Source organism: Sporocytophaga myxococcoides DSM 11118 (assembly GCF_000426725.1).
GTDB lineage: Bacteria > Bacteroidota > Bacteroidia > Cytophagales > Cytophagaceae > Sporocytophaga > Sporocytophaga myxococcoides.
Map to the genome: position 1 here is coordinate 107,165 of NZ_KE384560.1, position 13,144 is coordinate 120,308.

Sequence of the window (13,144 nt, forward strand, 5' to 3'; positions counted from 1 at the left end):
TGGGCTGAACTATTAAGATGATTAATGTTATTTTTTACTGCTTGCTCTGAAAAGCCTTTCCTTCTCTCGTTTTGTAAGACTGGAATACCCGGATTTTGAAATTTTATCCAGGATGGCATCTATTTCTTTCTGATCTGGTTCTTTATCTCCTTCATAACTGAAGTTTTTTTCATTACTTCTGTAGCTTACTTTGATTTTTCTTCTGGTAAACAGCTTATTGAAGAATTCGCTTATAGCGCTGATTGGTTTTCCGAGGTCTCTGCCTTTTTTAAGTTGTTTGATAAAAACATAACCCAATAATGCTCCTCCCAGGTGTGCTAAATTACCTCCGGCATTCATGCCGACAGAGCCAATAAAAGAAATGAGAATAAAGAAAGCTGCAATGTATTTTATTTTGACCGGTCCTATAAATACAAGGTGAAAATAGTATTCTGGCAGAAGTGTTGCTGCAGCAACAGTAATTGCAAATACGCTGGCTGATGCTCCAACCATACCTATTGCAGGTTTGTGTTGAATAAAATAAGGAACGAAATTGTAGAGCAAAAGATAAATGACAGCACCGGCAATTCCTCCTAAAATGTAAAGACTGATCAGTCGACGATTTCCAAGGTATTCTGTAATAAGTCTTCCAAACCAGTATAGGCCAAGCATATTACCAAGAATGTGAAATGGCCCGGGCACATCGTGGCTAAAGAAATATGTTAAAAGCGTCCACGGTCTTTGAAGAAAGTCTGCAAATATTGGTGGTATATGTTGATTGAAATAAATGAGGTTGAAAAAGGACATATTCTCCAATCCCCTCGAGAATACCCATAAAATGGTATCTATTAAGTAGACAATGACATTGATCAGAATGATCTTTGTCAAACCATTTTCCTTTTGTCTAAACTGATATTTTAAGTCTTCTAAAAGATTCATTTTAATAAAAACGATTTCTTTCTCTTTCCCAGTATTTAACGATCAGGAATGCGAATAACATTCCTCCAATATGAGCAAAATGAGCTACATTGTCCCCCGGATTTCTTTGGATGCCCGCGTAAATCTCGAATAATCCATAAAACCCAACAATATACTTAGCTTTTATGGGAACAGGTAAAAAAAGCAAAAACATTTCCGTATTCGGGAAAAGTAATCCGAAAGCCATAAGAACCCCAAAGATTGCTCCCGAAGCTCCCACCATTGGCCTATTAATCGTGTAATTGTAGATATCGATAATTTGATCTTTAGCGTAATTAATGAAAGTTGGATTTCCGGGGTTTTTCTCATACCCGTCTAGAAATTGGAAACTTCCAAGAAATTGATCGCCAACAGATTCTCTGATAAACTTGATAAACAATTCAGGAGAGGGATTTGAAATAAAATTATTTTTTAAAACTTCTAAATGATGCATTTCAAAATATAACACTCCTGAATACAACATTGCTGCTCCAAGTCCACAAATCATATAGAATGCCAGAAATCTCATAGGTCCCCAGACTCTTTCCAATAATGGTCCAAACATAAAAAGCCCGAACATGTTGGAAAAAAGGTGCCCCCAATCTGCATGAACAAACATGTGGGTGAAATAACGGTAAGCTTCTGTTTTCATTCCAGGAGCATTTAGATATTTAAGCCCCAGAATACCGATAAGATCAACGTTTGTAAACACCATAATTAGAAACATTCCGATATTTAATATCAGAAGATTCTTAACCATGGGAGTAAGAGACATTTGCATGACTAACTAAAATTGGGTCTGGTAAAAAACTTTTCAATTCTGTTCATGTCCAGAATTACAATGGTATGATTGCCATTTGGGGCATAATTCGGACTTTTACAGGCAAATAATTGATCAATTAAGGTGTTCATTTCCAGTAAGGTGAGCCTTGTGCCGGGCTTCAGGGAAGCTCTTTTGGCAAGGGATCTCGCCAGGTTTTCTTTCCTATCAATACTTAATTCGTCTTTATTGTTTTTAAATTGCTCAATTAGTCCTTCAAAAAGATCCTTTTCATTTCCTCCGGTAATATCTGCAGGAATTCCGTTTACAACAATGGTGGTATTCCCGAATACGCTGAAAACAAATCCTAAAGACTTGATTTCCTCTTCCATTTCCATGATGAGAGCGAAGTCTGAGTGCGAAAGTTCTATTTTCAGAGGAAAAAGAAATTGCTGAGAGGCTCCGAATTTATTCTGAAGCATATTCAGGTATTTCTCATACAAAATTCTTTCATGCGCTGCTTGTTGATCCACCACAAGCATGCCGGATTTTACCTGTGTGACAATATATTTCTGATGAAGCTGAAACGTGCTTTGATTTTCGTTGTACAAAAGATCTTTATTTAATGAAATATCCTTTTCTTCTGGTTTGGTATTTACCGCACTTCCCAGTCGGATTGTTTCAAAAGTCTTAGGCTTTTCTTCGTTTTCGAAAGATTTGTAAAGCTGCTCCCAGTTATCTTTATTTTTTTCTTCCAACGGATTAGCGGAAGAGGGGAATCGCAATCCCTGTTTGTATGAGTCGTTTCCTCTATCTATTTCATGTTCCCTGATTTTTGATGGGAAATTTGGAAAGTTCGAAGGAGTTTGCCCGAGTGAAAAGTTTATATCCTGGTCAAAATCCAGAGAAGGAGCTATATTGTGCGTTGCCAGTGCCTTTTTTACCGCAGCTCTGATGATAGCGTAAATGGTTTTTTCATCATCAAATTTAATTTCGGTTTTTGTAGGGTGCACATTGACATCGATATGTTTAGGATCTATTTCAATGAAAAGCACATAAAATGGAAAGCTATCGTCCGGAAGGAGATTGTCAAACGCATGAACTACTGCATGATGCAAATAGTTATTTTTGATAAATCTGTTATTTACAAAGAAATACTGATCTCCTCTGGTTCTTTTCGCATTTTCAGGCTTCCCGATATAACCATGAATTTTCAGCTGATCTGTTTCTTCCTGGCATGTAATAAGCTGTTCCTTATAGTTTTGACCAAAAAGGGAAATTATTCTTCTGCTCAGCTTTTCTGAAGGCATATTGAATATTTCCATATCATTCTGATAAAGAGTAAAGCCTATTGAAGGATAAGCCAGAGCGGCTCTGTGAAACTCATCCAGAATATGGCGCATTTCTACAGGGTTAGATTTCAGGAAGTTCCTTCTGGCCGGGACATTGAAAAACAGGTTTTTAACGCTAAAACTGGTACCTACAGGTGTATTCACAGGTTCCTGAGCTTTTATTTCCGAGCCTTCAATTCTGATTAGGGTTCCTACTTCATCATCGGCTCTGCGGGTTTTCATCTCAACTTGAGCAACAGCGGCGATGGAAGCGAGAGCTTCTCCCCGGAATCCGAAAGTTCTTATTGCAAAAAGATCTTCTGTAGAGCTTATTTTAGAGGTTGCATGTCTTTCAAAGCTAAGCCTGGCATCAGTGTCAGACATGCCTTTTCCATTGTCAACCACCTGGATTAGTGCCTTTCCTGCATCTTTGACTATTAACTGAATTTTATTACTTCCTGCATCTATGGAATTTTCCAGAAGCTCTTTTACCACAGAAGCTGGTCTTTGTACAACTTCACCTGCAGCAATCTGATTGGCTAAAGCATCCGGTAGGAGACGAATTATATCTGGCATTTGGTTTTATTCTGGAGACAAAAATAACCCGTTTTTTCTTATAATAATTTTAAATTAAAAAAGTTATTCATTTATCCTTTCTTAAAAAAGTATAACAATTTCTTAAACATTGATTTGAAATTCATTTCCCGCAAACATTAATTAATTTATATTTGAAGAGATTATTACCCTTACAATAAATAATTTACTTAGTTATTTAAAACATAAAATACTGGTCCGTTTGTTGTATCTGTAAAGTTTCTCTTTTAATTCCGAGTAGTTGATGTATAGCAGGTATTTATTGGTTTCGTTTCTTATTCTTTGTGGGGCTCTTTTTCTTTCGTGGAATAATCCAAAAAAGACGCCTAAAAGGCTAATGAATCAGGATGCGTGGGTGGATAGCATCATGAACTCAATGACTCCTCAGCAGAGGATCGGGCATCTATTTATGGTGGCTGCATACTCCAATAAAGGGGATAAGCATGTTCAGGAAATTGAAGAACTTATCACAAAATATGGCATTGGCGGACTGATTTTTTTCCAGGGTGGTCCCGTTCGCCAGGCAATTCTCACAAACAGATATCAATCTCTTTCCAAAGTCCCTTTGTTTATTGCCATGGATGCAGAGTGGGGACTAGGCATGCGGCTTGATAGTGTTATCAGTTTTCCCAAACAGATGACTCTTGGAGCAATTGCTGATGATAAATACATTTACAAAATGGGTAAAGAGGTTGCACGTCAATGCAGAAGACTTGGGGTGCATGTTAATTTCGCTCCTTGTGTGGACGTAAACAGCAATCCTAACAATCCTGTGATTGGAATGCGATCTTTTGGAGAAGATAAAGTAAATGTTTCCAATAAAGGAATAGCTTACATGAAAGGGATGCAGGATAATTTTGTACTGACAACCGCCAAGCATTTTCCCGGTCATGGTGATACTGAGTCTGACTCCCATCACACTTTGCCAGTCATCAATCATGGAATTCAGCGACTGACAGATGTTGAAATGTATCCTTTCCGTCAGCTTATAAAAGATAGTGTAATGGGAGTCCTTGTAGGCCATATCCATGTGCCGGCATTGGACAATACTCCCAACAGGGCTACAACACTTTCGCCTCACGTTGTTACAGACATTCTGAAAAATGATCTTGGGTTTAAAGGACTTATTTTTACTGATGCGCTGAATATGAAAGGCGTTAGCAGTTTTTATAAGCCCGGAGAGGTTGATGTGCATGCTTTGCTTTCAGGTAATGATGTCTTGTTGTTTCCTGAAAATGTTCCTGTCGCAATTGGCAAAATTGAAAAAGCAATTGAAAACAAGCAACTGTCTCAAGAGGATGTAGATCAAAAAGTAAGAAAAATATTAAAAGCGAAATACTGGGCGGGCCTGGACCACATCGCTCCTGTGGTATTAAAAAACCTACACGACGATCTTAACAGCACTGCTGCAAAAGCCGTTCAGCAGGAGTTGTATGAAAAAGCAATGACAGTTGTTTTTAATGATGATCAGCTGATACCTTTAAAATATCCGGATACTACCTCAATAGCTTCAGTTTCTATTGGCAGAGAAAAAGGAAATACCTTCCAGGAAATGTTGAGCAAATATGCCAATGTAGCCCATTTCGCTGTTGCCAATAAAAATTCAGATGAAGCTGTCTATGATGCAGTTCTAAATGAACTGAAGAAGTTTGAAGTAGTAATTGTCGGAGTTCAGAATACTAATATCTTCAATAATAAGGATTATGGGGTAAGCGAAAACTCGAGAAAATTTATTAAAAAACTGCAGGCGACAACAAAGACTATTGTCTGTGTATTTGGCAATCCTTATAGTCTGAAATTTTTCCCGACAAGTCCTAATCTTTTATGCGCCTATGAAGATAACGAGGTGACTTATAAAGTTGTACCGCAAGTGATTTTCGGTGGTGTACAAGCAACAGGTCGTACACCGGTCTCTATAGGTGAGGAGATTGCAATCAATTCAGGATATGATACTAACCCGTTTGTAAAAAGACTGCGTTATGCTTATCCGGAAAATGCCGGCATGGACGGGATGACATTGAGACAAATAGATTCGATTGCTTTAAAAGCTATTGCAGATAAAGCTACTCCGGGTTGTCAGGTGATTGCAGTGAAAAACGGAACGGTAGTATTTGAAAAGGCTTATGGACATCTTACTTATGATAAGAAAGAGCCTGTGACCAACAATACTCTTTATGATATAGCTTCCGTTTCAAAAGTAGCCGGAACTCTTCAGGCTGTTATGTTTCTTCAGGAAAGAGAATTAATTGATCTTGATAAAAAGGCTTCTTTTTATCTTCCCGAATTAAAAAATACCAATAAAGAAGATCTGGTTATCAGAGATATACTTACACATCAGGCTGGTTTGATCCCATTCCTTCCTCACTGGAAGCGTACACTTGACACCACAGGTTTTAACAAATGCTATTACAGGCCTGAAAAGAATGATACTTTCTGCAGAATGGTTATTCCGGGATTGTATTGTATCAATACAATCGAAGATTCATTGTGGAAATGGACTATCGAATCTGATATGCTTCCTAAGCCAATTCTTAAAAAAAATAAGAAAGGAAAGGTTGAAAAGCGTTCTGAAAAAAATGCCTATGTATATAGCGACCTTGGCTTTTATATCATGAAGCGCGTTGCCGAAAAAGTATTGGACCAATCACTTGATGAATTCCTCAGACAAAATTTCTTTGATCCTCTTGGCCTGAATACATTGACTTATTGCCCATTAGGAAAATTCCCCTTAAATCAGATTGCTCCGACAGAAGATGATAAGTATTTCAGAAAAGCTCAGATACGAGGAACAGTACATGATCAGGGAGCTGCGTTACTTGGAGGAGTTGGAGGTCATGCTGGTATGTTCAGCGATGCAAATGACCTTGCGGTACTTATGCAGATGAATCTTCAAAAAGGCTTCTACGGGGGCAGCAGATATTTTCTGCCTAAGACAGTTCCTTTATTCTCAGAAAAACAGTTCGAAGACAACAGGAGAGGTTTGGGTTGGGATAAGCCAGAACCAGACGGAAACGGACCAACTTCAGATTATGCTTCTCCAAACACCTTCGGACATACAGGTTTTACCGGTACTGCAGTGTGGGCAGATCCCGACCAGGAACTGGTTTATGTTTTCCTTTCAAACAGAGTTTTTCCGGATGCGGGAAATCAAAAGCTTATTAAAGGAGGCATAAGGACTAAGATTCAGGATGTATTGTATAAAGCAATATTAAATTATAATACAGATAAAAGAATAACGCTGAAGTAAGCTTATATTTGTCCGGTCGCATTGTTGTTTTAATTTTGAACTTGTTAACATAAGTCTAAATAGGACCGGATTATGAAGATTGGAATAGTTTGTTACCCTACCTTTGGAGGTAGCGGCGTTGTTGCGACAGAGCTCGGAATAGCTCTGGCAAAAGAAGGTCACCAGATTCACTTTATTACTTATACCCAACCACTAAGGCTGGATTTTTTCAACGAAAATCTTTTCTATCACGAAGTAGCAATTTCTTCTTATCCTCTGTTTCAGTATCCTCCTTATGAGCTTGCGCTTGCGAGTAAAATGGTGGATGTTGTTCTGCATGAGAAGCTTGACTTATTGCATGTGCATTATGCAATACCTCATGCTTCTGCTGCATATATGGCAAAGCAGATATTGAAGACCAAAGGAATAGTCATTCCGGTTGTTACCACACTACACGGTACAGATATCACATTAGTAGGGAAAGATGCTTCATATGAACCTGTTGTAACCTTCAGTATAAATGAATCTGACGGTGTTACAGCAGTGAGTGCTGATTTGAAGAAAGATACTTACAAACACTTTGAGGTTACTAAAGACATAGAAGTAATTCCCAACTTCATTGACCTTAACAGATTTAAAAAGCAGAAGAAGGAACATTTTAAGTTAGCTATCTGCCCGCACGGCGAGCAACTTTTGGTTCATACTTCTAACTTTAGAGCGGTGAAAAGAGTTGATGATGTAGTGAGGGTCTTTGACAAATTACGTAAGCTGATTCCGGTAAAACTCCTCCTTGTAGGTGATGGTCCTGAAAGAATTAAAATTGAAAACCTTTGCAGGGAACTGAAGACATGTTCCGATATAAGGTTTTTAGGAAAGCTTGATGCTGTTGAAGAAGTACTTTCTGTAGCTGATTTATTTATCATGCCTTCAGAAAAGGAAAGCTTCGGACTTGCAGCTCTTGAAGCAATGGCATGTGAAGTGCCAGTGTTAAGCTCTGATACCGGCGGTATTCCTGAATTGAATATCAATGGGAAAACAGGATTTATGTCTAAAGTAGGTGATATTGATGACATGGTCGAAAAAGCCATGATTATCTTAAGCCCCGAGAATCATCAGACATTCAGACAAAACGCTCTGGAAAGAGCTAAGGAATTTGACGTGGTAAATATTCTGCCGTTGTATGAAAGTTTCTATCAAAGAATTCTTACAAATGTTCGTGAAACTTTAAAAGTGTAATTAAACCAAAGTAAAGGGAAATAGAATCAATTTGTTTCTAGTAAATAAGTAAGAGATATGGAAGATAAAGGATTTACTACAAATAAGCCGAAGAATAGTGGTACTAAGCAATTATTCGACAATCCAATATTAGAAAGACTGAGCAGAACACATATATCAATACCGATTTCGATTTTTGTTTTGATATCAGGCATTCTATTATTTTACGCGTTCAAATATACTACCCTGCCCGGGTATCTGATTCCACTGTTGTTTCTAGGTGGATTTCTGTTTTTTACTCTGATTGAATATCTTGTCCATCGTTTTGTATTCCACATGGAGCCTACAAGCAATTTCAAGAAAAAGATCCAGTATAATATGCATGGGGTGCATCATGAATTTCCAAAAGATAAAGACAGGCTTGCCATGCCTCCATTATTGAGCATCACGCTTGCAGTCATTTTCTTTGTAATTTTCTATTCTTTAATGAATACCAAGGTGTTCGGGTTTTTGCCGGGGCTGCTTATGGGATATGCCTCTTACTTATTTGTTCATTATATAGTACATGCTTATGCTCCTCCAAAGAATATCTTTAAAGAACTTTGGGTGAACCATGCAATACATCACTATAAGGATAATTCTACTGTGTTTGGTGTGTCTTCACCACTGTGGGATTATGTATTTGGTACTATGCCTCCCAAAAAGAAATAATTGGAGATTGAATTAATTGAACTGCTCAAGAGCTTTTTCCGAAACAATGAAAAGCTCTTGAGCTTTTTTATAGGCTTTTTCCATTTGCTCTCTGTCCTGCTCTTTTGCATAGTTTTCCAGCTTGTGTAAAGCATCTTTAAGCTCCGGTATTCCGATTACATCTGCAGTTGATTTCATTTTATGTGCAGTATTGGAAACTGCTTCAAAATTAGATTGGCCCATGTAAAATGTCACTTGTTCAAAAAACTCTTTCTTATGTTTTTTGAATAGGGAAATCATTTTGGCCAAAACATCTTTGTTGGTAATGTTCCCAAATGTAAAGGAAGCAATAACTGGATGATTGGTTGTGATAGCTTTAGAATCATTTCCAAGGTGTTTTGCAAGAATTTCCTTCAATTCTGCTACTTCAAATGGCTTATTGATATATCCATTCATGCCGGCATCCAGAAACGCCTGTATATTGCTGTTTTCAACAGCTGTCATTGCAATGATCGGTAACTGATTTCCGGAAAGGTTATAGTCATTTCGGAGCATTTGGGTGGCTTTGATACCATTAAGTTTTGGAAGGTTAATATCCATGAAAACGATATCGTAATGGTTCTTCCGGATTTTTTCTATGGCATCATATCCTGATTCGGCAAATTCAACTTTATCCTTAAAACTCGATAGTAATTTGGAAATAAGGAATTGATTCAACTCATTATCCTCTGTAAATAAAATGGAGATGGGCTGTTCCTGAAAAAGATATTCATTTGAAATGCTCATAGATTTTTTATCTCAGGAAAAGTATTATTGAAAAAAAGATAATAAAAATTATCGCGACAATTGTGCTTATACTTTTATACTTATTGATTTTAAGTTTTAGGGTAATATTTTCTGAACGCAGGAAACGAAATTCCTGAGCTTTGCTGATAGCATTTAAAATACGCTCTACCGAATCATTGTTTTTAATAACATAGTCAAATGCACCCGATTTTATCAGATCTATTGCAACCTGAATGTCCGATTGATTTGAAAGAATTATTATTTCTGCATCAGGTAATCGGTCTCTCAAAATTCTCAACGTATCCAAACCTTTTAATCCCGGAAGGTTATAGTCAAGAATAAAAATATCGGTGTTTTTTTCAAACTCCAGATTATTAATGAGTTCTTCTGAGTTATTGTATATTTTAAAATTACAATTTAATAGGTCTTTTATCTTATGTTCAAGGAATAAAGCATATAGTTCGTTGTCCTCAACTAAAGTTATATTGATTTTTATCTCCTCCATTCTAAAGCTTAAATTTAAAGTCCTATACGCAAGCTGTTGCTAAATGATTCTTAAAAAATTATTAAAAAGACTCTGCCTCGGAGTGATTCCTCTTAAGGTAAATATATTAAAACATGCTGAAAATTAATAAGATTTGGAAATTTAGTAGGCACTAATGAAAAATAGAAAAGTGCAAAAAACAGACTACCAATGGTTTGATTGAATTTTTTTAAAAATTCTTATTGAAATAACTTTATTGAATGAAAGGTATGCAGTCAAAAGACTTTAATTGTATTTCGGCCACCCCATTCAATCATATAAAATTGATTAAGTGCAAAATAGTAACACCGTGTATTATTTTTGAAATTCTATCCGATTTTATATCTGGACTCTATAAATTTTTGGATTTCATTTACCAGGATGGGGCTGATTCCGAGAATTGTTACAATGAACCATTGAAATCTATTCAAAGGAATTACTTCAAATGTTTGTCTTAATATCGGAACGAACATTATTAAAACAGTAAGAAAGACCGATGTTAATGTTCCCAGAAACAATTTTTTGTTTTCAAGTAAACCAGTTACCAGAATAGAATCTTTGCTTCTGATATTGAAGATATTTAAAGCGGAAGATATAGACATGACAATAAAAGCCATAGAGACTCCTAATTCTCTGGACCCGATTTCAGGAGCATTTGCACCTAAGAAGAATCCTAGTAGGACAATAATTACAAAATTTAAAGAACGTTGGAAAATTTTGAATCCCAATCCATCAGCGAAAACACCGGAATCTTTTCTCAAAGGAAGTCTTTTCATGACCCCTCTTTCTGATTTTTCAAATGAAAGGAAGAATCCTGGTATACCATCTGCTATTACATTAACCATCAGGATTTGGACAGCCGTTAGTGGTGCACCCCAACCTAATGTGACTCCAGCCAGCATTATAAAGATTTGAGCAAAATTTACAGACAACAGGAAATAAATTGTTTTCCTGATATTGTCGAAAGAAGTACGTCCTTCTTTGATTGCGCTGACAATGGTAGCAAAATTGTCGTCTGTAATAATCATATCAGAAGCATTTTTAGAAACCTCTGTTCCTGTTATACCCATTGCCACTCCAACATCTGCAGCTTTCAGAGCCGGGGCATCATTCACTCCATCTCCAGTCATTGCTACAACTTCTCCTTTTGATTGCCACGCCTGTACGATTCGAATTTTATCCTGAGGAGATACACGAGCATAAACTGATATATTTTTGATTTTCTCTTTCAGTTCATCATCACTCATCTTAGATAGTTCCAGACCAGTGACTACTAATTCAGATTTTTCATCTTCTAAGATTCCGATTTCTTTGGCGATTGCCTGAGCCGTGAGCTTATGATCACCTGTAATCATGACCGTCTTAATTCCCGCGTCTTTTGCTTGTTTTACTGCTTCTTTGGATTCTTCCCTCGGTGGGTCAATCATTCCGATTAATCCGAGAAATTCTAAATTAGTCTCCAAGGTTTCTTCGTTAATTACTTCTGGATAAGCGGATAATTTTTTCGTAGCAATAGCAATAACTCTCAAAGCTTTTGAAGCGAATTCATCATGGATTGCCAGGGCTTTAATTCTTTGCTCTTCAGTTTTCCAATTCACCGGGATCCTGTCAAATGCTCCTTTTGTTACTACCAGGTGATTACCATTTTCCAGAAGATGCAGAGTCGTCATTAGTTTTCTTTTTGAATCGAATGGTAATTCTTCAACTCTGGGAAATTCCCGTTCAGCTTCTACTCTTGTTAAACCTTTTTTATGTAATAATCTGATAATGGCTAACTCCGTCGGGTCACCTACTACTTTCTCGTTTTGTTCTTCATCTACTTCTATGGTAGCATTCGAGCAGACTGTCAGTAACACTAACGTCTTCATTTCTTCTTCTGAAAATTCTTCAGTGGAATAGGTAGGTTCACCTGATTCAATCCAAATCTGTTGAATTTTCATTTTGTTTTGTGTCAAAGTCCCGGTTTTGTCAGAACAAATAACAGAAGTATTTCCAATGGTTTCAATCGCAGGAATTTTTCTGATGATGGTATTCTTCTTCACCATGTTGAAGACCCCGCGAGAAAGAATCATAGTAACAATAATCGGAAGGGTCTCTGGTACTGCAGCCACACCTAAAGAGATACCGATTAATAGCATATCCGGAGTAGAATGGTTGTGGATGAAAATGCCAATTAAGAATACTGCTATAGCTGCTAATAAGGCAATTAAAGATAATCTTTTAGATAACTGTGCTAGCTTGATTTGAAGAGGAGTTTTCAATTTCTCTGTCTCATTCAATAGCTTAGCAATATTACCCATTTCAGTATTCATTGCAGTTTTGACTACTACAGCCCTTCCTCTACCATTCGTTACAAGAGTTCCAGAGAACACCCAATCAAATCGATCACCAATGGGGGAATTATCCTGAGAACGGAAATTTTCATTTTTAAGAACAGGCTCAGATTCTCCAGTCAAAGATGCTTCGTCAACTTGAAGAGAATTCGTCTCCAAAAGCTGACAATCAGCTGTGATAATATCTCCACTGTTAAATTCTGCAATATCACCTGATACGAGCTCATTTGCTTTAATTCTGGACTTCTTTCCATCTCTTATGACAGTTGTAGTATTTGTATTAAGTCGTTTAAGAGCCTCTAGAGCTGCCTCTGATTTACTCTCTTGATATACTGCTACGACTACATTTATAATAACTATAGAAAGAATCACAAATACTTTAGCCCAACCGCTGCCTTGAGTTACAGCTACGTATCCTGCAATGGCAGCAGCTATCATCAAAATGATTGAAGTGATTTCGGTCAAATGGTGAAAAGATTTCTGGAGAAGCGTTTCTTTCTTCTGTTCTTCAAATTCATTGTATCCATTCAGATGTAATCTATTTTTAGCTTCTTGTTGAGTTAAACCATTAAGAGAATTGGTTTTCAACCGTTCCACTACTTCTTCTTTTGATTCTTTAAATGTCATAGAATTTCCTATCATTTAGCTGATCCTATTATGGAAGCATCGGAAAGAGTTAACCCTTATAAATTGGATAGGTTATTGAAAATATTAAGTGTAACACTTTTTTTTCAGGAGAAGCTTCGGAGA

The 13,144-nt window shown here is 37.0% G+C and carries 9 protein-coding genes; 3 read left to right on the top strand and 6 right to left on the bottom strand.

What is annotated here, in order from left to right:
* Window positions 1-27: 27 nt before the first annotated feature.
* From K350_RS0118740 to mutL, 3 genes are read right to left on the bottom strand one after another with little or no spacing between them, the layout of a single operon-like run.
* Complete coding sequence (locus tag K350_RS0118740) at window positions 28-918, bottom strand: rhomboid family protein (protein WP_028981201.1); 891 nt, start codon at window positions 916-918, stop codon at window positions 28-30.
* A 1-nt stretch (window position 919) separates the two neighbouring features.
* The gene (locus K350_RS0118745; protein WP_051313589.1) at window positions 920-1,711 is read right to left on the bottom strand and encodes a rhomboid family intramembrane serine protease; all 792 of its coding nucleotides are present in this window, start codon (window positions 1,709-1,711) and stop codon (window positions 920-922) included.
* 8 nt (window positions 1,712-1,719) lie between these two features.
* Window positions 1,720-3,603 carry a DNA mismatch repair endonuclease MutL gene (mutL, locus tag K350_RS0118750; RefSeq protein WP_028981203.1) on the bottom strand — a complete coding sequence of 628 codons (1,884 nt, stop codon included), beginning with the start codon at window positions 3,601-3,603 and terminating at the stop codon, window positions 1,720-1,722.
* A 262-nt stretch (window positions 3,604-3,865) separates the two neighbouring features.
* Between mutL and K350_RS0118755 the strand changes: the two genes are divergently transcribed.
* The 3 genes from K350_RS0118755 (at window position 3,866) to K350_RS0118765 (ending at window position 8,773) form a co-directional block, all read left to right on the top strand.
* The gene (locus K350_RS0118755) at window positions 3,866-6,868 is read left to right on the top strand and encodes a serine hydrolase domain-containing protein (RefSeq protein ID WP_028981204.1); all 3,003 of its coding nucleotides are present in this window, start codon (window positions 3,866-3,868) and stop codon (window positions 6,866-6,868) included.
* A 72-nt stretch (window positions 6,869-6,940) separates the two neighbouring features.
* Complete coding sequence (gene bshA, locus K350_RS0118760; RefSeq protein ID WP_028981205.1) at window positions 6,941-8,083, top strand: N-acetyl-alpha-D-glucosaminyl L-malate synthase BshA; 1,143 nt, start codon at window positions 6,941-6,943, stop codon at window positions 8,081-8,083.
* Window positions 8,084-8,140: 57 nt separating this feature from the next.
* Window positions 8,141-8,773, top strand: coding sequence for a sterol desaturase family protein (locus K350_RS0118765; protein WP_028981206.1), 633 nt, complete (start codon window positions 8,141-8,143; stop codon window positions 8,771-8,773).
* 12 nt (window positions 8,774-8,785) lie between these two features.
* On the opposite strand, the gene K350_RS0118770 is transcribed toward K350_RS0118765, so the two are convergent.
* From K350_RS0118770 to K350_RS0118780, 3 genes are all read right to left on the bottom strand, one after another.
* Window positions 8,786-9,538 (bottom strand): response regulator, encoded by a 753-nt coding sequence (locus tag K350_RS0118770; RefSeq protein WP_028981207.1) that lies wholly within the window; start codon window positions 9,536-9,538, stop codon window positions 8,786-8,788.
* Window positions 9,539-9,545: 7 nt separating this feature from the next.
* Window positions 9,546-10,043: a response regulator gene (locus K350_RS0118775; protein WP_028981208.1), complete on the bottom strand. Its 498-nt coding sequence runs from the start codon at window positions 10,041-10,043 to the stop codon at window positions 9,546-9,548.
* A 347-nt stretch (window positions 10,044-10,390) separates the two neighbouring features.
* The gene (locus tag K350_RS0118780; protein WP_028981209.1) at window positions 10,391-13,021 is read right to left on the bottom strand and encodes a cation-translocating P-type ATPase; all 2,631 of its coding nucleotides are present in this window, start codon (window positions 13,019-13,021) and stop codon (window positions 10,391-10,393) included.
* Window positions 13,022-13,144 lie beyond the last annotated feature (123 nt).